This is a genomic window from Thermovibrio ammonificans HB-1, assembly GCF_000185805.1.
Taxonomy (GTDB): Bacteria; Aquificota; Aquificia; order Desulfurobacteriales; family Desulfurobacteriaceae; genus Thermovibrio; species Thermovibrio ammonificans.
Genome location: NC_014926.1, coordinates 793,720 through 815,805, shown reverse-complemented (window position 1 = coordinate 815,805; position 22,086 = coordinate 793,720). Strand labels below are relative to the sequence as shown.

Annotated in this window: 21 protein-coding genes; 15 read left to right on the top strand and 6 right to left on the bottom strand. The window is 52.3% G+C overall.

The features are described 5' to 3' along the window. Positions 1 to 11: 11 nt before the first annotated feature. Complete coding sequence (locus THEAM_RS04330) at positions 12 to 614, bottom strand: TetR/AcrR family transcriptional regulator (RefSeq protein WP_013537611.1); 603 nt, start codon at positions 612 to 614, stop codon at positions 12 to 14. 183 nt (positions 615 to 797) lie between these two features. Between THEAM_RS04330 and moaA the strand changes: the two genes are divergently transcribed. From moaA to THEAM_RS04255, 15 genes are all read left to right on the top strand, one after another. Next, positions 798 to 1,769, top strand: a complete 972-nt coding sequence (gene moaA, locus THEAM_RS04325; RefSeq protein ID WP_013537610.1) for a GTP 3',8-cyclase MoaA — start codon at positions 798 to 800, stop codon at positions 1,767 to 1,769. A 1-nt stretch (position 1,770) separates the two neighbouring features. Continuing rightward, positions 1,771 to 2,055, top strand: coding sequence for a hypothetical protein (locus THEAM_RS04320; protein WP_013537609.1), 285 nt, complete (start codon positions 1,771 to 1,773; stop codon positions 2,053 to 2,055). A 43-nt stretch (positions 2,056 to 2,098) separates the two neighbouring features. Continuing rightward, on the top strand, positions 2,099 to 2,398 hold the full coding sequence (locus tag THEAM_RS04315; RefSeq protein WP_013537608.1) for a hypothetical protein: 300 nt from the start codon (positions 2,099 to 2,101) through the stop codon (positions 2,396 to 2,398). Continuing rightward, positions 2,395 to 3,852: a UDP-N-acetylmuramoyl-L-alanyl-D-glutamate--2,6-diaminopimelate ligase gene (locus tag THEAM_RS04310; RefSeq protein ID WP_013537607.1), complete on the top strand. Its 1,458-nt coding sequence runs from the start codon at positions 2,395 to 2,397 to the stop codon at positions 3,850 to 3,852. The genes THEAM_RS04315 and THEAM_RS04310 overlap by 4 nt, the downstream gene beginning before the upstream one ends. Further along, positions 3,821 to 5,119 carry a UDP-N-acetylmuramoyl-tripeptide--D-alanyl-D-alanine ligase gene (locus tag THEAM_RS04305; RefSeq protein WP_013537606.1) on the top strand — a complete coding sequence of 433 codons (1,299 nt, stop codon included), beginning with the start codon at positions 3,821 to 3,823 and terminating at the stop codon, positions 5,117 to 5,119. Before THEAM_RS04310 ends, THEAM_RS04305 begins: the two co-directional genes overlap by 32 nt. Further along, positions 5,116 to 5,994, top strand: a complete 879-nt coding sequence (locus THEAM_RS04300) for a D-alanine--D-alanine ligase family protein (protein ID WP_013537605.1) — start codon at positions 5,116 to 5,118, stop codon at positions 5,992 to 5,994. The genes THEAM_RS04305 and THEAM_RS04300 overlap by 4 nt, the downstream gene beginning before the upstream one ends. Beyond that, the gene (locus THEAM_RS04295) at positions 5,991 to 6,725 is read left to right on the top strand and encodes a cell division protein FtsQ/DivIB (RefSeq protein WP_013537604.1); all 735 of its coding nucleotides are present in this window, start codon (positions 5,991 to 5,993) and stop codon (positions 6,723 to 6,725) included. The genes THEAM_RS04300 and THEAM_RS04295 overlap by 4 nt, the downstream gene beginning before the upstream one ends. Next, a complete protein-coding gene (gene ftsA / locus THEAM_RS04290) occupies positions 6,704 to 7,945 on the top strand; it encodes a cell division protein FtsA (protein WP_013537603.1) in 1,242 nt (413 codons plus the stop codon). Before THEAM_RS04295 ends, ftsA begins: the two co-directional genes overlap by 22 nt. Before the next feature lie 10 nt (positions 7,946 to 7,955). Then, complete coding sequence (ftsZ, locus tag THEAM_RS04285) at positions 7,956 to 9,068, top strand: cell division protein FtsZ (RefSeq protein WP_013537602.1); 1,113 nt, start codon at positions 7,956 to 7,958, stop codon at positions 9,066 to 9,068. 64 nt (positions 9,069 to 9,132) lie between these two features. Further along, positions 9,133 to 9,651 (top strand): nitrogenase component 1 family protein, encoded by a 519-nt coding sequence (locus THEAM_RS04280; protein ID WP_013537601.1) that lies wholly within the window; start codon positions 9,133 to 9,135, stop codon positions 9,649 to 9,651. A gap of 9 nt (positions 9,652 to 9,660) precedes the next feature. Then, positions 9,661 to 11,649, top strand: coding sequence for a chemotaxis protein CheA (locus tag THEAM_RS04275; RefSeq protein ID WP_013537600.1), 1,989 nt, complete (start codon positions 9,661 to 9,663; stop codon positions 11,647 to 11,649). Further along, positions 11,646 to 12,149: a chemotaxis protein CheW gene (locus THEAM_RS04270; protein ID WP_013537599.1), complete on the top strand. Its 504-nt coding sequence runs from the start codon at positions 11,646 to 11,648 to the stop codon at positions 12,147 to 12,149. The genes THEAM_RS04275 and THEAM_RS04270 overlap by 4 nt, the downstream gene beginning before the upstream one ends. Positions 12,150 to 12,151: 2 nt before the next feature. After that, entirely contained in the window at positions 12,152 to 14,038 is a 1,887-nt protein-coding gene (locus tag THEAM_RS09800) for a methyl-accepting chemotaxis protein (protein WP_013537598.1), read from the top strand. Positions 14,039 to 14,041: 3 nt separating this feature from the next. After that, on the top strand, positions 14,042 to 15,007 hold the full coding sequence (locus tag THEAM_RS04260; protein WP_013537597.1) for a chemotaxis protein: 966 nt from the start codon (positions 14,042 to 14,044) through the stop codon (positions 15,005 to 15,007). A 10-nt stretch (positions 15,008 to 15,017) separates the two neighbouring features. Continuing rightward, positions 15,018 to 15,419 carry a chemotaxis response regulator CheY gene (locus THEAM_RS04255; protein WP_013537596.1) on the top strand — a complete coding sequence of 134 codons (402 nt, stop codon included), beginning with the start codon at positions 15,018 to 15,020 and terminating at the stop codon, positions 15,417 to 15,419. A 4-nt stretch (positions 15,420 to 15,423) separates the two neighbouring features. On the opposite strand, the gene THEAM_RS04250 is transcribed toward THEAM_RS04255, so the two are convergent. Genes THEAM_RS04250 through ychF form a run of 5 tightly spaced genes read right to left on the bottom strand, consistent with a single transcriptional unit; the run spans position 15,424 to position 22,004 of the window. Next, entirely contained in the window at positions 15,424 to 16,137 is a 714-nt protein-coding gene (locus THEAM_RS04250; protein WP_013537595.1) for an aminotransferase class IV, read from the bottom strand. Continuing rightward, complete coding sequence (locus THEAM_RS04245; RefSeq protein WP_013537594.1) at positions 16,137 to 17,327, bottom strand: NAD(P)/FAD-dependent oxidoreductase; 1,191 nt, start codon at positions 17,325 to 17,327, stop codon at positions 16,137 to 16,139. The genes THEAM_RS04250 and THEAM_RS04245 overlap by 1 nt, the downstream gene beginning before the upstream one ends. 53 nt (positions 17,328 to 17,380) lie before the next feature. Next, complete coding sequence (locus tag THEAM_RS04240) at positions 17,381 to 20,257, bottom strand: UvrD-helicase domain-containing protein (RefSeq protein WP_013537593.1); 2,877 nt, start codon at positions 20,255 to 20,257, stop codon at positions 17,381 to 17,383. After that, positions 20,254 to 20,904 (bottom strand): DNA repair protein RecO, encoded by a 651-nt coding sequence (gene recO / locus THEAM_RS04235; protein WP_013537592.1) that lies wholly within the window; start codon positions 20,902 to 20,904, stop codon positions 20,254 to 20,256. The genes THEAM_RS04240 and recO overlap by 4 nt, the downstream gene beginning before the upstream one ends. Then, positions 20,901 to 22,004, bottom strand: a complete 1,104-nt coding sequence (gene ychF / locus THEAM_RS04230) for a redox-regulated ATPase YchF (RefSeq protein ID WP_013537591.1) — start codon at positions 22,002 to 22,004, stop codon at positions 20,901 to 20,903. Before ychF ends, recO begins: the two co-directional genes overlap by 4 nt. Positions 22,005 to 22,086 lie beyond the last annotated feature (82 nt).

The following is a 22,086-nucleotide window of genomic DNA, read 5'->3' as shown; positions in this document are numbered from 1 at the left end:
AGTTTTAAAAGTTACTTGGAAGTTACGAGAGCCTTGCCCTCCGAGAAAGAGGAGGTGAGCAGCCCCTTAAAGAAGAGCTCAACCAGGAGCTTCTTAATCTCATCGGAGGAGAGGTTCACAAACCCCTTCATAGAGCAGTAGAGGAGGTTCTTTACGGCCCCCGAGATTGCAAGGATAACACCAACAGGGTCGAGCTCCTTGAAAACCCCCCTTCTCTCACCCCTGGAGACTATTCTTGCAAGCTTTTTAACGTAGCCCTTGTACCACTCGGAAAGCTCGAAACGCTCCTCGTCTATTATGGAAAGGCTTCCGACCTCCCTCATGAATATCTCGAAGAAGGAGCGCTCCTCGTCGAAGAAATCGACAACGGTCTCTATGTAGGCCTTAATGGCCTCTTCCGGAGACTTGTGCTTAGTTCTCTTCTCCACCCGCCTCTCAAGCTCCGTAAGCTTCTTCTTCAGAACTGCTGCGTAGAGCTCCTCCTTACTCTTGAAGAAACGGTAGATGGTTCCCACCGAAACCTCTGCAAGGTCGGCAATCTGATAGACTTTTGCCTCGTAAAACCCCTTCTCGGAGAAAACCTTCTCCGCAGCCTCTACAATCCTCTCTCTCATAACCTTTCCCCCTTTGAATTTTGAATCGCTGAGATTGAGTTTAAAGGCAGACCGTAAAAGGTTTGTGAAGGGCCCGTGAAAAAATCGTGAATCATAGAACAACCCTCTCTTTTTATTGTTTAAGCAATCGGGCAAAAAGGGCTATTCTAAAATTAGTATAATCTACGAACGGAGCTTTAACCAATGGCAAAAGTAAACTACCTAAGGGTATCGGTAACAGACAGGTGCAACTTCCGGTGCCGCTACTGCATGCCTGAAGGGGTAAGGGAGTTCATTCCCCACAAAGAGCTCCTCACCTACGAGGAGATTACCGAGATAGTAAAAACCTTCGCCCAGTTCGGCGTTAACTCGGTAAGACTAACGGGGGGCGAGCCCCTCATCAGGCAGGGAGTTGAAAACCTCGTATCGCTGCTGTCGGAAGTTCCGGGGATAACCGAAATAACGGCAACAACCAACGGATTCCTCCTGAAGGAGAAAGCCGGGGAGCTCAAAAAGAGGGGACTGAAAAGGGTAAACGTGAGCCTCGATACACTGGACCCTAAGAAGTTCGCCTTTATAACCGGCACAACGGAAAAAGCCCTCCGGCAGGTAATAGAGGGTATAAGGGAAGCCAAAAGGGTAGGTCTCACACCCGTAAAGATAAACACCGTAGTTATAAGAGGCTTTAACGATACCGAAGTTTTAGACCTTGTAGCGTTTGCAGCAGAGGAAGGAGTAGAAATAAGGTTCATAGAGGTAATGCCCGTAGGGGGCCCCTTCTTCTCAAAGGAGCGGTTCGTTCCCCTTCAAGAGGTTAAAGAGAAGGTGGAGAGGGCCTTCGGCTCTCTAAGGCCCGTTAAAGTAAAGAAACAGGGGCCGGCCAAAAGCTTTAAACCCGAAAATTTAAACGTTTCCGTGGGCTTTATCCCCTCCGTCAGCGAGCACTTCTGCGACAACTGCAACAGGCTCCGCCTCACCTCCGACGGAAAGCTGAGGCTCTGCCTGATGTCTGAAAGGGAAATCGACCTTAAAAGTATAATTCGGTCTGAAGGCTACAGGCCCCACCACCTCAAGTTGGCGGTGGCGCAGGCACTACTTGCAAAGTCGGCCGTAAACGGCGTAGAGGCGCTGGAGAGCCTCGGCTGCTCAAGGAAGATGTTCACAATCGGAGGTTAAGATGACACTCATCGAGTTCGACCTTACCGTAATAGCTCTCTGCACCGTTCTTGTAACGATAGGAGCCGTTGTATTCTTCATAGTCTCCTTTAAGGCCATAAGGGAGCTGGTTACCAAGGTAAACGAGCTCCTCGAAAAGGTGAGCGAGAGCGTAGATACGGTTAACAACCAGCTGAGGCCGGCAGTTGTAGAGCTAAAGGCAGCAGTAAACACGCTGACAGAGGCCGTAAAGGCAGTAAATACCGTTGTCTCCTTCGTTAAGAGGGTTGGAAGAAGGGGCGGTTAGGTTTAATTTAGAAGCGTAAGCATTAGATTGCGGGAGGTTAGAGATGAAAAAAGGCTCCGTTCTGTTCCTCCTGGGAACACTCGTAGGTGCCGGCGCAGCTGTGGTGGCCACCACCAAAAGGGAGGAGCTTCTAAAGAAACTGGAAGAGCTTCAAGAACAGATAAAGGAGAGCGACCTGCCCGAGAGGGCCCAGAACCTGGTTAAGGAGATAGCCGACTCCATAAAACAGCTCGTCTCCTCCGGCGAAGGCAGCATGACCGAAGAGGAGAAGAAGAACATCCTCGAAGAAGTTGAGCAGAAAATCCAGAAGCTCGAGGAGACCATCAAGGAGGGCGAACAATAAAACTCCCTCACCTCCTTAAGGGGGTTCCCCTGCTGTGCGGGGGGGCTCCCGACGTCGAAGTTAAGGGGATAACCGCAGACTCAAGGGAAGTAAAGCCCGGTTTTCTCTTCTTCGCAGTTCGGGGGACCAAAGTCAACGGCAACACCTTTGCAGAGGAAGCCCTGAAAAAAGGGGCCTCGGCCGTTGTAACCGACTCCCGGAAGTGGTTCGAGAAGCTCTCGGCCGCCGGGAAACCGGTCCTGCTCGTTGAGAACTCAAGGAAGGCACTTGCAACCGCCGCTGCGAACCTTTACGGCAACCCACAGAAAGAGCTGAAAATCCTGGGAGTAACAGGAACCAACGGCAAAACAACAACCACATTTCTGCTCTTTAAGGCTCTAAACAGGCTCGGCGTAAAAGCGGGGATAATAGGAACCGTTTCGTGGGGGAGCGAAGAAGAGCTCCACCCCAGCAGCAGAACCACCCCTTCCGCCGTTGAGCTCTTCAAAATGCTGAAAGAGCTAAAAAACAGGGGTTGCGAGTTTGTGGTCTGCGAAGTCTCTTCCCACGGGCTCCACCAACACAGGGTCCACGGCATAGAGTTTGAAGGGGCCATATTTACAAACCTCACCCCGGAGCACTTAGACTACCACGGGAACCTCGAAGAGTACTTCCTGGCAAAGGCCAAGCTCTTCAGGCTCAGCAAACTCTCGGTGGTAAACCGCGACGACCCCTACGGAACAACCCTTTCGGCCCTCAGGGCGGTAAACGGCGGGAAAACCGTAACCTACGGCAAAAAGAGCAGAAACTACACAATAGAGGCAATAGACCCCGAAGGAAGCGTTCTAATCGGAACCCCAAAAGGAGCAGTAAAGGTAAAGCACAACCTTAAAGGAGAGTTTAACGGCTACAACGTTACAGCTGCATTCTCCCTGCTCTCAGAGCTGGGGTTCGAGCCGTTAAACCTAAAAGAGGCGTTTAAAAACGTTAAAGTTCCGGGGAGAATGGAAGAAGTTGTTCCCGGCGTGTTTGTAGACTACGCCCACACCCCCGATGCCCTCCAAAAAGCCTTAAACGCTCTGAAAAAGGCCTGCTCCGGCAGGCTCATTGTCGTTTTCGGCTGCGGCGGAGACAGAGACAGAACGAAAAGGCCGGTAATGGGAAAAATAGCTGCAACCCTTGCCGATTCGGTGATAGTCACAAGCGACAACCCAAGAAGCGAGCCGCCGGAGCAGATAGCCAAAGAGGTGGTTGCCGGAATCCCCGAAGAGCTGAGAGGAAAGGTAACCGTAGAGCTGGACAGGAAAAGGGCTATAGAGCTCGCCCTAAGGGGTAAAGGGCAAGCAGACTACCTGCTGATTGCCGGTAAGGGGCACGAAAACTACCAAGAAGTGGCCGGCAAAAAGCTACCTTTTAGCGACCAAGAGACGGTGAGGGAGCTCTATGGACGCAAAAACGCTGGCGGAAATAGTTAAAGGGGAGCTTGTAGGGAGCGGCAGGTTCGGCGGCGTCCACTTCGACTCAAGGGAGATAGCAAAGGGGGAGCTCTTTATCCCCGTTAAGGGGAGGAGAGACGGCCACCTCTTCATAAACGACGCCTTCAGCAGAGGAGCCGCCGGAACCCTCACAGAGAGGAGAGTAGAGCTTCCGCCCGGCAAGTTCCAAGTTGTAGTAAGAGATACCTTAGAGGCCTTCGAGAGGCTGGCAAGGTGGAAGAGGGAAAAGTTTAAAGGAACGGTCATAGGCGTAACGGGGAGCGTAGGGAAAACAACAACGAAAGAGCTGCTGGGGAAGCTGCTGGGAAGAAACTGCTACACCAGTAAAAAGAGCTTCAACAACCTCCTTGGAGTGTGCTACACCCTCTCCAACCTGCCAGAAAGCGCCCGCTTTTTGGTTCAGGAGCTGGGAACGAACTCCCCCGGAGAAATTGCCCGGCTCACCAAAACCGTAAAGCCCCACGTTGCAGTGGTTACAACGGTCGGTAAGGCCCACACCCAAGGGTTTAAAACGTTAGAGGCAATAAAAAAGGAGAAGCTATCTATTACCGAAGGTGCCGAAGTTGCCGTGGTGCCGGTAGAGCTCAAGGAAATGTGCCGCGCAGATAAGTGCCTTACGGTAGGGAGAGGCGGAACAGTTGAGGTTAAAAACTGGGGAATAAAAGGGGGCAGAACCCTGTTCACGCTGAAAGCGGGGAAGGAAGAGCTCCAGCTCGAAAGCTCCATTCCCGGCTACTCAATCGTAAATGCCGCGGCAGTTGCCGCCGCCGTGGCTTTGGAGCTGGGGATTCCACTTAGAGAGCTGGTTAAAGTTGTGAGAGAGTTTTCCCCTCCGAAGCACAGGTGCTCCGTAGAGAGGCTGCCGAATGGCACGCTGATAGACGACTGCTACAACGCAAACCCGGTCTCCATGGAGAACGCCGTCAGAGTTCTGGCGTCGTTCAACGGACCGAAGGTGGCCGTTCTCGGGGAGATGCTGGAGCTCGGGGAAGAAGGGCCGAAAGAGCACAGAAAGCTGGGAGAGCTGCTCAACGCCCTCGGCATAGAAGAGCTGATAGCCTTCGGGGCCCAAACAGAGGAAACGGTAAAGACTTTTAAAGGTAAAGGTTTCCACTTTACAAACAGAGAAGAGTTTATTAAGTTTATTTCCGAATTCCCCTTCAGAGGGAAAACCGTGTTGGTCAAAGGCTCCAGGGGCAACCGCCTCGAGGAGGCGGTTGAGCTGATAAGAGAGAGGCTGAAGTGAAAGTTGCGCTCATATACGGAGGACCTTCACCGGAAGCGGAAATCTCCAGGAAAAGCGCCGAAAGCGTAGAGAGGGCCCTGAAGAAGCTCGGCCACCGAGTTTTAAAGCTCGAGCTGACAAAGGAGCTTCCCCTAAAACTGGCCGCAGAGTCCCCCGACGTAGCATTCCTTGCCCTCCACGGCTCGCCGGGTGAAGACGGAACAGTTCAGGGCCTCTTAGAGATTATGGGCATTCCCTACACAGGCTGCGGAGTAACAACCAGCGCAGTGGCAATAGATAAAGACCTTACAAAAAGGCTTCTGAAGAGCCACGGAATAAGAGTGCCCGCAGGCATTACGGTTTTCAGGGGCCAAGAAATACCCGAACCGGCCGAGCTACCCTGTATAGTAAAGCCGGCAAGGGTGGGCTCAAGCGTAGGCCTCTCGCTTGTAAAGAGCCAAGAGGAGTTCGAAAGGGCGGTTAACGAGGCCCTAACAGTTGACGCAAAAGCACTAATAGAGGAGTTTATAGAGGGAAGGGAGATAACGGTTGGGGTTTTAAACGGTAGACCGCTTCCGCCGGTTGAAATCCTCACCCCGGGAGAGCTCTACGACTACGAGGCCAAATACTCAGACTCCCGCACCGAGTACGTAGTTCCGGCAGAGCTCGGCAGGAAAACACAGGAGCGGCTGTGCAGGCTGGCCGAAAAGGCCTATAAGGTGCTCGAATGCCGGGGTGCCGTGAGGGTCGATTTCAGGCTCGACAAGTACAACTCACCGGTTCTGCTCGAGATTAACACCATACCGGGGCTCACAGAGAGGAGCCTGCTGCCGAAGGCGGCAAAAGCCGCAGGGATGGAGTTTGAGGAGCTGATAGCGGAGATGCTTCCCAAATGAAGCGCGCCCTCCTTCTGGCCGTTGCAGTGCTAATAGCTGTCGGGCTGGCAACTTACGCGGTTTTAACCGCCCCGAGCAAACTCAAGAGCATAGAGATATCCATAGTTGAGCGCCACGGGAACTGGAAGGGGAGGATAAGCGAGTTCCTCCTCTCCATGGTTCAGCCGGGGCAGAACATAACTCCCGAAACGGTAGAGGAGCTAAAGGAAACCCTAAACAGCCTCCCCTGGGTGCGGCACTCGGAGGTGAGCGCCTCGGGAGACGTTCTAAAGGTTAGAGTATGGGAAACGAGGCCTTCTCTCTACATCTTCTACAACGGAAACACCTACGTAATCGGGGAGAACGACTTCGTTTTAGACAGAGTCCCCGGTATACCGAAAGGGGTCACGGTTCTCTACTACAGCGGTAAAACGCCGCCTTTTACAGTCGAAAACGGGTTTCTCAAATTAAAGAAAACTGTTAAAATGGAGATAAAACTAACCGAAGATAAGGTTAAGCAGTTGCAGCTTAAGGGTAAACCGCCCGAGATACTCTTTACGGACACAGGGGTGAAACTGATTCTGGGGGATAACAAGGTCCTTGTGTACCTGAGCCCCGAAGCCAACTCCTGGCACAACTTCCAACACTTCAGGGAGATGGCCGAAGGACTGAACCCCGGAATCTACGATTTCCGCTTTCACGACATGCTGGTAAGAGGGAGGCAGCAGAAATGCTTGAACAGAAAGTCTTAACCGTAGACCTGGGGACGAGCACCGTCAGAGCCGGCCTCGCCGTGTTAAAGTCGGGCGAGATAAAACAGCTCACGGTCAAACAGACCCCCTCAAGGGGAATAAACAGCGGAACGATTGTAAACGCCACATCGGCAAAGGAAACTCTGACCTCGGCGATAAACAAGGTTAAACTGGAGTCTCCGGCCACGGTTCCGAACGAAGCCTACGTTGTAGTGCCGGGGAGCTACACTCTGGGATTTCAGGTGGAGTCGAAGATAACACTGCCTACCCTCAAAACCATAACCTACAACGACGTTAACGCAGTTAAAAACAAGGCGAAAGACGAGCTCCTGAGAAGGCTGGGCAGCCCGGTAAAAACTAAGTACGAGATACTACACATAATCCCCCAGGAGTTTAAGGTAGACAACGTAGACGGCATCCAGAACCCGATAGGCCACAGCGGAAGGGAGCTCACAATAAGGGCCTTTGTGATACTTGCGGCCAAGAACTACATGAAAACCGTTGAAGACCTATTCAAAGAGGCCGGTCTCAGGCTCAAAGGCGGTGTTCTCCAGGTGCTTGCCTCCTATTACAGCATAAAGGGAGAAGATAGCTACTTCAACAACAACCTGCTCATCCACATAGGAGCGGGAAATACAGAAGTTCTCTACTTCAGGGAGGATAAGCCGGTCCTCCTGAAGCACGTTCCCTTCGGAGGAGAGGACATAATAAAGTTCATAATCCAGAAGCTCAAGGTGAGCCGCCAGGAGGCGGAGAGGCTGTACAGGGAGTACGGATACGCCTACGCCTTCGCCGTTAACCAGGAGGAGACAATAGACATAAACTACGGTAAGAAGGTGAGGAAGGCTCCAAAAGTGCTGATTGCGGCGCTTATACACCTGAAGCTCAAGGAGCTGTTCAAGGACATAATCTCCGACTTGAACGAGAAGGACCCCAGCTTCATAGAGAACCTAAACAGGGTTTACCTAACCGGCGGCTTGACAAACTTAAAAGAGATAACCACTTTAACCGAGAAGGTGTTTAAAGCCCCCGCAGAGGTTGCAAAGCCCAAGGGAACAGACGACCCCACCCTGGCCCCTATAGTGGGGGTTGTGAACTACGTTAGGTCCCTTAACAACAGCGAGAGAATTGAAGACGTTAAAGAGGACCTGATAAAAGAGCCCGGAGGCTCCGGCAGTATCTTCCAAATAATCCGCAGGTTCATCTTAGACCTTATATAGGAGGTAGTGGATGCCCGTTTTTGACATAGCCGACGACCTGTTTCAGGGGCCGGTTATAAAGGTTATCGGCGTAGGGGGCGGAGGCGGAAACGCCGTAGCCCGAATGTTCGAGATGGGAATTGAAGGAGTTGAGTTTATAGCCATAAACACCGACGCTCAAGTTCTCTCAAGGCTTCCGGTTCCGGTAAAGGTTCAAATCGGTGAGAAGCTCACCAAAGGGCTCGGAGCAGGCGGCAAGCCGGAAATCGGCGAGCAGGCGGCCCTCGAGGACGAGCCGAAAATCAGGGAAGTTCTCGAAGGTGCCGACATGGTCTTTATAACCGCCGGCATGGGCGGCGGCACGGGAACCGGCGCAGCTCCTATAGTGGCAAAGGTTGCAAAGGACATGGGAATTCTGACCGTAGGCGTTGTAACGAGGCCTTTCGACTTCGAGGGCAGGAAGAGGCAGGAGTACGCAGAGGTAGGGATAAGGAGGATAAAAGAGTTTGTAGATACCCTGATGGTGATTCCGAACCAGAAGTTGCTAACGATTGCCCCCAAGGATATGAACATCTTAAACGCCTTTAAGCTGGCAGATAACGTCCTCTATCAGGCGGTTAAAGGGATAACAGAGGTTATCACAAGGCCGGGCCTTATAAACCTGGACTTTGCAGACGTTAAAACGGTTATGCACAGCGGCGGCTACGCCCTCATAGGAATAGGAGAGGCAAGCGGGGAAGACAGGGCCCTTACAGCGGCCCGCAAGGCCATAGACAACCCTCTCCTTGAGAACGCCCAGGTTGAGGGGGCCAGCAGGATACTGGTTAACATTACGGGAGGCAGCGACCTTACCCTCGATGAGGCCTACGCCGCAGCCGGCCTCATAAAGGAGAGGGCAAAGAGGGACGATACGAACTTCTTCTTCGGCGTAACGGTAGACGAGAAGCTGGAGGGTTCCATAGAGGTTACCGTTATAGCCACAGGCTTCGACGAGAAGGGAAGAGCGCTGAGCACCTCGTTCACCGAGATGAGTACCTACTCTTCAAGGTCTTCCAACTCTGAGCCGCCGTTCCAGACGAGGGAGACGGTAGACGAGCTGGATATAGACCTTTCGAGCCTGCTGAAGGAGCTCAAAGAGGACTAAAAATTTCCCCCTCCAGGCCGATACCTGAATATAAACTTTCAGCTTTCCGGTTTGGAGGGGCGGTATGGAAAAGAGCCTGCTTGACGAGTTGAAGGAGCTTCTCAACCTGGTAGAGTCCTTCAAGAGCGAAATCTCTAAGGTTTCTGCCCACCACAAAGGGTTCAAGGCGGTCAACCAGCACATAGATACGGCGATTTCCGAAAGCGAAGAGGCAACGAAGAAGCTCATAGACCTCATAGGAAACTCCCTTGAAGAGCTTCAAAAGGGCATAGAGCTCGCAGGGAACCTCAAAGGGGAGGAGGCTCAGAAGCTCACCTCGATACTCACAACAACCCTAAACAACCTGATGACGGCCCTAACGCTGCTTGAGTTTCAGGACATACTCGCCCAAAGGCTCCTAAAGGTTAAAAACTTCCTATCGGAGCTCGAAAAAAGTATTCTTAAAATAGCCCTCCTTGCAGGCCTGGAGGACAAACCCCAGGAGGAGCAGGAGGAGATTCAGAAGAAGATAGAAGAGCTGGAGTGGAAGAAAGAGGTTACCCAGGAAGATGTAGACCAGATAATGAAACAGTTTGGACTCTAAGGAGCGGAGATGAAGGTAAACATACCGGAAGAGCTTCAAGAGATACTGGAGGAGTTCTTAGTAGAGGCAGAGGAGATACTGGAGAACCTGGACCAAGACCTCGTAGACCTTGAGAACAACCCGGAAGACAAAGAGCTCCTGAACAAAATCTTCCGGGGAATGCACACCCTTAAAGGGGGAGCGGGGTTCTTAAACCTTACGCCGATAGTTGAGATAGCCCACCGTATAGAGGACATCTTCAACAAACTCCGTAACGACGAGCTGAAGCTCACGCCGGAGATAATGGACATTATCCTGGAGGGCATAGACCAGCTCAAAACGGCCCTCCAGATGCTCAAAGAAGATGGCGAGCTGCCGGAGATGTCCGAAATAGAGAACCTCCTAAAGAACCTTGATTCAGTATTAGAGGGGGGCTCACCCTCCTCAGCCACCTCCGGCGGCGAGGAGAAAAAGGAGAGCGAAGGTAAAGAGGCGGAAGAGTACGAGTTTGTTGAAGGCATCTCCGATAAACTGAAGGAGCTGATTAAACAGTACCCCGACAAGGACCTTGCGGGGATACTCGAAGAGATAATTCTGATGCCTCCGGACAAACGTCCTATGGAGGTAATCCCCGAAATAGAGAAGCTTATAGAGGAAGGCAAAGATATAAAAGACCTCATAAAACCGAAGAAAAAGGAAGAGCCTCAGGAGCAAAAGCCCCAACCCGAGCAACCCCAACCCAAACCGCAACAGACCCAGAAACAGCCCCAACCCCAACAGCAGAGCTCCAAAAAGACGGCGAAAGAGAGCAAACCTGCCAAAAAGACAACGGAAACCATAAGGGTAGACGTTGAAAGGGTAGAAAACCTGATGAACCTGGTCGGGGAAATCGTCCTCGACAGGAACAGAATCCTGAGGGTAACGGCAGACGTAGAGAGGGAGTGTAGAAGCGAAGAGGTTGAAAAGCTGGTTGAAGCGGTCACCAGCCTCGACAGAACCGTTAGCGACCTTCAGGTTGCCGTTATGAAGCTGCGTATGCAGCCGATTAAGAAGATATTCAGCAAGTTCCCGAGGCTGGTGAGGGACCTTGCGAGGAAGCTCAACAAAAAGGTTCAGCTCATCATAGAGGGTGAAGATACAGAGCTCGACCGCTCAATCCTCGATAAACTGGAAGACCCGCTGATTCACCTTGTAAGGAACGCCCTCGACCACGGAATAGAGCCGCCGGAAGAGCGGATAGCCAAAGGTAAACCGGAAGTCGGAACGATAAGGCTCTTTGCCTACCACGAGGGCGACCACATAGTTGTCGGCATCCAAGACGACGGAAGGGGCATAGACCCCGAAAAGGTTAAAAAGAAAGCCCTGGAGAAAGGCCTCATAACACCGGAACAGGCCGCCCAGATGAGCGACAAAGAGGCCTACGAACTCATATTCCTGCCCGGCTTCTCCACCGCAGACAAGGTGAGCGACGTTTCCGGCAGGGGAGTGGGAATGGACGTTGTTGCAAACACAATCCACTCCCTAAGGGGCTCTATAGAGATAGACAGCGAGCCGGGCAAGGGGACAACCATTATTCTGAAGCTCCCCCTCACGGTTGCAATCATCAGGAGCCTTATGATAGGGGTAAACGGCCAAGTTTACGCCGTTCCCCTCCACGCGGTTATAGAAGTTGTCCGCTACGACGACAGCCTTGTGAAAGACGTAGGGAGCTTCAAAAGCTTCATGCTCCGCGACGAAGTCCTGCCGCTCTTCTCGCTGAACGAGCTGCTTGAGCTGGAGGACAAAAACTCCAAGCACTTTGTAGTAATCGTTAAAGTGGGAGAGCGCTACATAGCCGTCTCCATAGAGAACCTCTACGGCGAAGAGGAGATAGTAATCAAGTCGCTGGGCGAGCTCCTTGCAGACATACCCGGAATAGCGGGAGCAACAATAGCCGGAGACGGTAGGGTGGTTCTCATACTCGACCTCAACTCCCTGCTGTCGGACTACAAAGTAAAACTGATAGGGGCTAAGCGATGAGCAACGAGGAGAAGAAAGAGATAAACATCGTAGGCGTAGAAGAGCTCATAGGGGAGATTCACGAAAAAGAGGTCCAAGTTATCGCCTTTAAGCTCGAGAACGAGCTGGTCAGCGTCCCCATAGAGGAGGTTGTGGAGATAACCAGCAACCGGGACGTAACCCCGGTTCCCAAGGCTCCCTCTTACGTTATAGGGGTTATGAACCTCAGGGGTAAAATCGTTCCGGTTGTAAACCTTAAAGAGCACCTCGGCATAAAGTTCACCATACCGGAAGACATCTATAAAAAGAACAAAATCGTGATAATAGATACCCCCAAAGGAGAAGTTGGGGTTATAGTAGACAAAATCATAGGCTCCATTAAGTTCCCCGAAAGCGACATACTCCCCGAACCGATAGGGACAATCGGCATAGACGTGAAGTTCATTCAGGGAGTTGTCCAACTTGAGAAGGACCTTCTCATAATACTAAACATTGAAACAATATTTAATCAGGAGGAGTAAAAATGTTCTGCTCTTGGGAGAAGAGGGAGATTGAGAAGTTAAGGAAAGAACTGGACGCTTTAAGGATTGAAAACAGCCGACTTAAACAGAACTGCGAGAAGCTGGAGAGTGAAAAGGAGAAAATGAAAGAGGAGGTATCCCAGCTCTCCAGCCAGAACATGGAGCTTCGGAAGAAGCTCAAGGAGTGTGAAGAGAAAATCAAAGAGATGGACAACGACATCTACATGTACCAGCAGATACTCGACTCCCTAATGGAGGAGGCCATATTCCTTGCAACTCCCGACTTTAAGCCCGGCAGGGCCGGAAACGTTGTGGTTTACGCCAACAGGAGGGCCTTAGAAATTGCAAACAAGTGGCGGGACGCCTTCATCTCCGAGTTCGGCATAGACCCAGACAAGATAATCGGCACCAGCATCCACGTATTCCACAAAGACCCCGAAAGGGTAAAGGAGCTTCTGAAGGCCCTCAGGCCGGGAGAGCACAAGAAGAACGCAGATATACCCGTAGGCCCCTACGTTATGGCCTCCTACCGCCACGCAATAGCAAACAGAGACGGCTCAATCCGCTACTACATGGCCACCTGGAAGGACGCAACGGCCGAAAAGCAGATAGAGAAGCAGCTTGAAAACTCCCGCCGCATGTTCCTCCAGAACCTTAAAGCCACAAAGCAGTCCCTCATAAACAACCTGGCCACTATAGTTGCCATATCGGTTGCAATAAGGGAGCTCAAAGAGACCCTTAACCTCTCCAAGGAGCAGATTGAGGCCACCGAGGAGATAGAGAAGACCGTAAACAAGCTGGTAGAAGTCTCGAACAAGCTGCTTGAAAACTACAAGTTCGTCCTTAAAGAGCTGGAGAACGCCGAGCGCAAGACCATAGAGTCTATCGACCAGATGAAGTACATAAGGAACATCACCAAGGAGATGGAGGAGGTGGTCAAGTCCCTCCAGGCACAAACGGAGCAGATAGACCGGGTAGTTGAGGTCATCACCTCTATCACAGAGCAGACAAACCTCCTTGCCCTCAACGCCGCAATAGAGGCCGCAAGGGCCGGTGAGGCCGGTAGGGGCTTTGCGGTTGTTGCAGACGAAGTAAGGAAGCTGGCAGAGAGGACCAACAAGTCTGCCATAGAGATTAGGGAAGTTGTTAAGAACATGAGAGAGCAGATGGGCAGAACCGCCGAGATAACCAACAGGAGCGTAAGCGCGGTGGAAGAGGGAATGAACATCTTCAAGGACAACCAGCAGACCTACTCCTCACTGAAAAACGCCTCCGAAGACGTTCTCAAAGTCATCAACAACCTCTCCGACGTTGTAAGCGTTCAGAAGGAGAAAATCGACGAGATAGTAGAGAACATCCACGAGTCCAACAAGCTCATCAGCTCCGTAAGGGAGGAGGCCGACAAGATTATCAAGATTGCCGAAAAGACAGACGCAAGCCTCCAGAAGATATGGGAGACCTTCTACATTATGGATATTGGCGACGCCTCCGTGCTGCTTGAGAAGTTGGCAAAACTGGGCGAGTTCACAAACAAGGTAAACGACATTATCAAGGGCAAGTTCATAGAGAACCTCGCCCCCGACATCTCCGTAGTGGCCGAGGCCGACTCGCTGCTTAGGGAGCTGAGCCCGCAGAACAAGGATATTGCCGAGCTCATAAAGAAGTACCCCGAGCTCGAGAGGTTCTTTGCCGATGTGGAGGAGACCCTCTTTGAGGTTAAACTGCTGCTCAAGGAGCTCCTCCTGGCGATTAACAACGACAACGTAGAGGAGATTAAGCAGAAAGAGCACGACCTCAGCGAGGTTACAAACAGGCTCTCCGACAACCTCATCAAGGCCATTGCGGCCATTATCATGGCAAACAAAGAGAAAAGCGGTGAAAGGGCGTAAGCTATGGCTAAGAAGAGAGAGCTTCTACCCAAAATCCTCGAAACCGGCGCCAACGAGCTGGAGATAATAGACTTCAGGATGTACGAGATACTGGACGACGGCTCTACCTACGAGTGGATACTGGGTGTTAACGTCGCCAAGGTTAAGGAGGTTATCTTCCGGCCCAAGGACATCATAAAGGCGCCGGGGCTCCCCCCCGAAGCAGAAGGTATGGCCAAAATCAGGGGGCAGATGGTTCCCATAATCAACCTGGCCAAGTGGATGAAGATTAAAGAGCCCCCGAAGGCTGGGAAGTACGTAATCGTTATGGAGTTCCTCAGGGAGATAATCGGCGTAATCGTCCACGAGGCCAAGAGGATAAGGCGTATAAAGTGGGCAGACATTAAAAGGCCCCCAAAGAGCGTAGACGAGAAGCTGGGCGGAAAAGTTGTAGGGGTTGTGGAGATAGAGGACAACAAGCTACTGCTGCTCCTTGACTTCGAGGGAATCCTCGACGAGCTGGGAATGATTAAGATATTCGGCATAGAGGAGACAACCGAGGTAGAGGGCATCCAGAAGAAGGGCAGGTTCAAAATCCTCATACTGGACGATAGCCCCGTTGCCCGGAAGATTATCAGGCGCATACTCGAGGCAGACGGCCACACCGTATTCGAGGCCCAAAACGGCATAGAGGCCCTACAGATACTCCACAAGTGGTTGGAGGAGGCAAAGGCCACCGGAAAGGACATTACCGACTACGTTCAGCTGATAATCTCCGACATAGAGATGCCCGGCATGGACGGCCTAACGTTCACCAGGAAGGTGAAGGAAGACCCCGAGCTCAGCAAGATACCGATAATCATCAACACGTCGCTTAGCGACAGGGCCAACGTGGATAAGAGTAGGTTTGTAGGGGCAGACGCACATCTTGTAAAATTTGATGCCCCAGACCTGATAAAGCTGGTTCACCAATACGCAATCACAAAGTAGGAGGAAGAGAATGGGAATGCCCGACCCGAACATAAAAATCCTCATAGTGGACGATATGGCGGCTATGAGGAAGATTCTGAAAACGCTGCTTGCCCAGCTGGGCTACAAGAACGTAGACGAGGCCGAAGACGGCAAGCAGGCCCTTGAGATACTCCGCCAGAACCCCGACAAGTACGGGCTGGTAATAACCGACTGGAACATGCCCAACATGACCGGTATAGAGCTGGTTCAGGAGATAAGGAAGGACGAGAAGCTCAAACACCTCCCGATTCTGATGGTCACGGCGGAGGCAAAGAAGGAGAACGTTCTCATGGCCATAAAGGCCGGAGTTAACAACTACATCGTTAAGCCCTTTACGGCAGAAACCCTGAAGGAGAAACTCGAGAAGATATTCTCCTCCCTCGGGAAGTAGGGGTTTACCGCCCCTGCTTCTCCCTCCACTCAATTGCCTCCCTTATGCGAAGCCAAAGGGGCTTTCCCTCGGGCCGGGGAAGGCTGAAGCTCCCCACCCTGACAACCGGACAGGTATCCTCCCGGGCGCTCGTTATAAAGACCTCATCTGCACTAAGAAGCCCCTCAAGTGAGAAGAACCCCTCCACAACCGGAAGCCCCATCTGGCGGGCAAGGTCAACTATAAAGGCCCGCCTCGTTCCAGGCAGAGCCCCGCACTTGAGAGAAGGGGTAAAGAGAACCCCTCCCTTTACGAAGAAGAGGTTTGCAAAGGCGGCCTCCGAAACAAATCCTCTACAGTCAAAGAGGAGGGCCTCGTCGAATCCCTTGCTCTGGGCCGCTTTTAAGGCGTAGAGGGAGGACATAACGTCTACGGTTTTATGAAGGGAAAGGTCGGAGTAAACCCTGACAACTCCGTAAAAAGGCATTAAAGCCGCCTCCTGCCGCTTTATACAGGGGCGGGAAGAGAGGGTATAGCCCGACTCTGTTAAGGTAAACCTGACAAGGGCCGGATCGTAGGTGGCGGCAGACTCTACAGCCTTCCCGAACTCCTCAAAGGAGAGGTTAAAGGGAAGGGAGAGGGCCTCTGCCGAAGAGGAGATACGCTTAAAGTGGTAGTCGAGCAGAACGGCCCTCCCCTTTTCTACCCGAACGGTCTCTATAAGGCCGAATCTCTCCATTAGGGCGCGTCAAATCCGGGTATTCTCGGAACTTTCTTGAGCTTACTCGCCTTGTAGTACCAGCCCCACAGTTTTTTGAGGGAGTGGCCTATGAAGGGCAGGGGCATCATTATGGCCTTTTTGTCGTCTCTGAGAACGAGAGCGCCGCTCATCCAACAGGGTCCCATATCCATAAGGCAGAGGATGTGGAGGTGGTGGATGTAGTCTTCCCTCTTGGGGTCTCCCTTCACCTTGTTCTCAAGGTTCCTCGCCACGATTCTCGCCATAACTTCGGCAAGGTGGCCCTGCTTCGCTTTCCACTTAGGGCCTTCAAGGGCGGCGCTGTCTCCTATGGCCCAAACGGTTTCGTCGGTTCCCTCAACGGCACAGGTGGGCTCTATTTTGATAAAGCCCGCCTCGTTAAGGGGAAGGTCGGAACGCTGGAAAACGGGGTGGCCGTTGGTTGCGGGTATAAACATTGTAAGGTCGGTTTTTAAAAAGGTGTCGTCTTCAAAGAGAACGCCGTCGGGCTTAAACTCTTTGATTTTCTTGCCGAAGTGGCGCTTTATTCCCAGTTTGTCGAGCATCTTGTAGGCCTTCTCGGCGTTTTTCTCCCCCAGCCGGATACCCGGTTTGGGCATGGGGGCGAAGAAGTGAAGCTGGAATTTATCGCGAACGCCGAGCTTTTTAAAGTAGCAGTCGAGGTTAAACACAAACTCAAAGGCGGGGCCTCCTCTAACTCCGGAGGGGTCTTTGGGGTTCCCGCCAAATCCTGCGGCGATAACGCCGCCTCCCTGTTTTATCAGCTGGTCTATTCTCTCCCTGAGCTTTAAAGACTCTTCAGGGTGACCGCAGATGGAGAGGAAGTGCTCGCTCCCCTTGTGCTTCACCTTGCTCCCGCCGAGGGCTATAACCAGGTAGTCGTACTCCTTTACCGTTCCGTCTTCAAGGTAGACCCTCTTTTCGGCTACGCTTATCCGCTCCACTTTACCTTTGGTGAACTTGAAGCCGTTCACCCTGGCCACTTCTTCAAGGGGAAGGGTTACATCTTCCCAGTTGTACTCGTGGGTAGGTATCCAGATGGATATGGGGTAGATGTAGAGGTAGTCTCTATCGGATATAAGCTCAACGTTAAAGCATTTGTGGCACAGCGCAAATGCGGCCTCTACCCCTCCTATACCTCCTCCCAAGACAAGAACCTTCGGGGCCATTACGCTCCTCCACAGTTAATCGGAATTTAAGAATAAAATATACCACTGTTTTGTCAAGGTTCAAACTGCTCCAGCCAGACGTCAGGGGGCTCGTCGAGGAAGAGGAGGACCAGCCTATTTACGGTGTAGCCGGCCCGACGGAAAACGTCGGCGTAGGCGGTAAGCTGCTCCCTGTAGAGCTTCAGCTTGGCCTCCTCCTTAAGGCCGGTTTTAAAGTCCCACACCTCTACAGAGCCTCCCTCCTTAAAGAAGACAAGGTCTGCCCTGCCCCTCAGGATTGAATCTTCGGAGTAGAACAGAAGGGGAAGTTCAGTTTCGAAGCGAATGGAGCCCTCTAAGGGGAAGGGGTTGTTGGAGGAGAGCTTCCTGTAGAGCTCCCTCAGGCGCTCCTCAAGGGATGGGGTGGGGTTTAAAACGTGGCCGAGGGCGTAGTTAACGGCCCTATCGATGTCGGCACCTTTAAGGAAGGCCTCGCAGAGGGCGTGGGCGGCGTCGCCGTACTCGGTGGGAGACGTTCCGTTGGGCAGGTGAGGGTTCTCTTTTGTGGAGAGCTCTTCAGGGTCGGCGTGGTCGCTGGGCCTTCTAATTTTGATGTGGTTAACGCTGGGCTCGGGAAGGAGCTTCGGGACAAAGCTCCGGTCCGGTCGAACAGCGGGAGGGTTTTCTGGAAGCTGCTTTAGGTAACCCTTTAGGAGCGAAGAGTCGAAGGTGATGGAGCCCGTGGAGAACTTCCCTTTACCTCGCTCCTTCAAGCCGAGGATAAGGGCCTCCTTTGCCCGCGTAAGGGCAACGTAGAAGAGGTTTTTTTCCTCTAAGCGGTTGAGGAAGTCGTTGAGCTTCTGCAGGTAGAAGAAGTAAGGGGAAGCGCACCAGTTGTAGAAGGGCTTAAGGTGTTCTTCTTCCTCGGAGAAGTCGTAACGGGGGGCGTGGAGCTTAACGGCGTAACCGATGTTTGAGTAGGTGAAGCGGCTGTAAGAGGGGCGAGGTTTATCCCAGGGAACAACTGCAACGGCATTGAACTCAAGGCCCTTAGAGCTGTGGATTGTGGTAAGAACGAAGCCCCTTTCCGGAACCCGGGCGGCCGAAGAGGCCGAGTCACCTCCCAGACCCTCAAGGTAGTGGACGAGCTCCTCGAAGGTGAAGCTCTCTACGGTTTCCACGGTGTGGATTTCCCACAGCAGGTCAAGGAGCGAGGAGAAGGAGTCGGGGTCGGAGAGGCGGAGGGCGGAAAGGTAGCCCAGCCTCAAAAGGAGGGAGTAGATTTGGAGGGAGTAAGGGTGAACGCTCCTCTCTTTCAGCTGTGAGCGGAAGTCTTTAAGCTCTCTGAAGAGCTTGTAGCGGAGTAATGGGGATTCGCCCTCCTCTTTTACCTCCTCTACAAGATCGAGGGCTTCGGGGTGGGTGAGTCCCAAAAAGCGGGAGGTGAGGAGGAAGAAAAGGGAGGTGTAGTCGTTGGGGTTGAGAGTGAACTTCAGAAGGTTTAGAAGCTCCTCGAAGGCCTCTGAGCGGTAGGGGCTTGAGGAGAGGTAGGTGAAGGGAATGCCGTTCTCTTTAAGGTAACGGGCAAAGGGAACAAGGGCTGACCAGCTCCTTGCAATAACCGCCGCCGTTCCCCGCTCGGCGTAAGGTTTAAGCTTAGAAACCGCGTACCTAACAAAGGGGGCAAGGCCGTAAGAGGAGAGGCTTTTGATGGGGATAACCTCTACCTGCCCCCCTTCCGCTGTTCTCTCAGAGGGTCTAAAGGGGACAAAGTCGAGCTCCGCCGGGTGGGAGGTGGTTTTTCGGTAGAGCTCTTTAAACACGGTGTTAAAGAACTCCAGAAGTTTCCGCCCGGAGCGGTAGTTTTCGGTTTTCTCGGTAACTTTCCCTCCCTTCTCCTTCACCCACTCCTTAACCCTGTTCCAGAGGTTAACGTCGGCCGAGCGGAAACGGTATATGGACTGCTTCGGGTCTCCCACGAGGAGAACGGAAATCTCGCTCCCGCCTCTCTGTGAAGCTTCGTAGAGGGTTTCGATTATGCGCCACTGGATTGGGTCTGTGTCTTGAAACTCATCTATAATGAAGACTCTGTAGCTTGAGAGAACCTCGCTCGGGGCTTCCCTCACGAGTTTTTCAGCCTTTATGAGCAGGGAGTTGTAGTCCAGAAGCTCGTTTTCCTTAAGGAGTTCATCGTAGCGGGCAAGGGCTTTAACGAGAAGCTCGTGTAAAAGTTTTACCTTTTCAACCTCAAGCTTTTTCCTCTTCTTAACCTGGTTGCGGGAGAGTTCAAAAGAGCCGAGTTTTAGGCTTTTAAAGCCTTTGAGAAGCTCTTTCACGAGGGTGTTTTTACTACCGAAAACCTCCCTGTAGATGTACTTAAACTCCCTTCCGGCCTTTTCAAAAAACTCCTCCGGGGAGACCGTATGGACAAAAGGGAAACGGGTTCTGTGGTGGATAACTTCCTTCAGGAAACGCTCAACGGTTAAAAGACCCTCAAGACCGTTGGGGTCTATTGCGGTAAGGAGCTTCCTAAACCCTTCAGAATCCGCAGAGTAAACCTCCTCAACGGCAGACTCAACAGCCCTCTCTGCAAGCTCTGCAACCTCTATGGGAGAGGCAAGCCTCGCCTCCAGGGAGATGAGCCCCTTTGAAACACCGAAACGGCGCAGAAGCTCAAAACAGAACGAGTGAATGGTTCCTATCGGGGCCGTAGGTAGGTAGAGAAGTTGGGTCTCAAGGTGCTCTTTAGTCCCTTCATCATTAACGCAAGAGGAAATCTCCTCAATCAGGGCCAGCTTGACCCTGTCCCTCAGCTGAGCGGCCGCAGCTTCAGTGAAGGTAGTCAGAACAACCTCATCAACGGAAAACTTTTGCCTGATAAACTCAACGTAACGGGATACTATCTCGGTTGTTTTCCCGGCACCTGCGTTGGCCCCTATGAGCTCTATCATTGGGTCCTCTGAGCCAGGTGTTTTTCAAAAGCGGACACGAGCCTGCGGTAACCTTCACCGGGAAGGTGAAGCCCTTTGGCTTCCTTAAAAGGGAGCTTCGTCAGCCTGAGGGCAAGCTTTGAGTCCCTGTAACTCCAGGGGAGCTCTCCCCCGGAGGCACAGCGCTCACACACAACACCGCCCTCTTTAAGGGAAAAGGCGTTAAAGGAGAAGGAACCGCAAACAACGCACCTGTTCAAAACCGGGTAGAGCCCCTCTATGTAGGTAAACTTCAGAAGGAACATCAGGTAGGCCAGTTTAAAGTCAGAAGTTATCGGAAGGTAGCTCTCAAGGAGCTTAAAGAGCCTCTCCTCCCACGGAAGCTGCTTCCCGACCAGCAGCCCCGTCAGCTTAAAGCGGTATTTAAACTGGGCAACAGAAGAGGGGAAGTGGGAGCGTATCAACCTGGCCCCAACAACCTCCCTCTTTTCGCCCAACTCCTTCACAGAGAAAAAGGTTAGAGAGAAGGGCTCGTACTTTAAAGGAAACTCCTCTTTTGGGACCTTAACGATTAAAGAGTGACTCCCCACCTTCTCCCCGTAAACGGTAAGGACCCGCAGGCCCTTACCGAGATACGCGCTTTTAAGGACAAAAGCCCTGAACTTCATACGTTGAACCTGAAGTAGATTACATCTCCGTCTTGAACTTCGTAATCTTTACCCTCAAGGCGCATAAGGCCCTTCTCCTTACAGGCCTGAATGGAGCCCTCCCTTATGAGGTCTTCGTAGCGTATAACTTCCGCCCTGATAAATCCCCTCTCTATGTCGGAGTGAATCTTCCCGGCCGCCTGAGGAGCCTTGGTCCCCCTCTTAACGGTCCAGGCCCTAACCTCCTGCTCACCGGCGGTGAAAAAGGTTATAAGGTCTAAAAGCCTGTAACCTTCCCGTATAACGGCGTTAAGTCCGGGCTCCTTAAGGCCGAGCTCCTTTAAGAACTCTTTCCTCTCCTCCGGCTCGAGCTCGGCGAGCTCTGCCTCTACCTTTGCACATATCTTCACAACGGGAGCCCCCTCCTTGGCAGCAAACTCTTTCACCTGACGGACAAACTCGTTGTCCTCAAAGAGGGCCTCTTCATCTACGTTGGCAACGTACATCACCGGCTTGGCTGTTAAGAGGGCAAGCTCCTTCACCACCTTTTTGCCCTCTTCGTCGAGCTCTTTAAGGTGAGGGTAAACCCTCTCGCCGGCCTCCAGTATGGCCTTTATACGCTCAAGGGCTTCAAGCTCGGCCTTCAACTTTTTATCGCCGCTCTTTGCCTGCTTGGCAACCTTTTGGATACGCCTCTCAACGCTCTCAAGGTCTTTTAAAACCAGCTCAAGGTTTATTGTCTCTATGTCCCTGATAGGGTCTACAGAGCCGTCCACGTGAACAACGTTGTCGTCTGCAAAGCAGCGGACAACGTGGGCTATGGCATCTACACCCCTAATGTTGGCGAGAAACTGATTACCCAAACCTTCCCCTTTACTTGCCCCTTTCACAAGGCCGGCTATATCAACGAACTCTATGGTTGTGGGTGTAACCTTTTTGGGTTTTACCACCTCGGCAATTTTGTAGAGCCTCTCGTCAGGGACCTCTACTATCCCCACGTTGGGCTCAATGGTACAGAAGGGGTAGTTTGCAGACTCGGCCTTGGCCGAACTCGTAAGGGCGTTAAAAAGGGTAGACTTCCCCACGTTGGGCAGACCCACTATTCCGCAGTTGAATCCCATCTTCCTCTCCTGACTCGTAAGGTAGTTTTAGATAGTGGATTATAGACCCGACCCGCTCCGTGTGAAGGGGGTCTTAGATTTA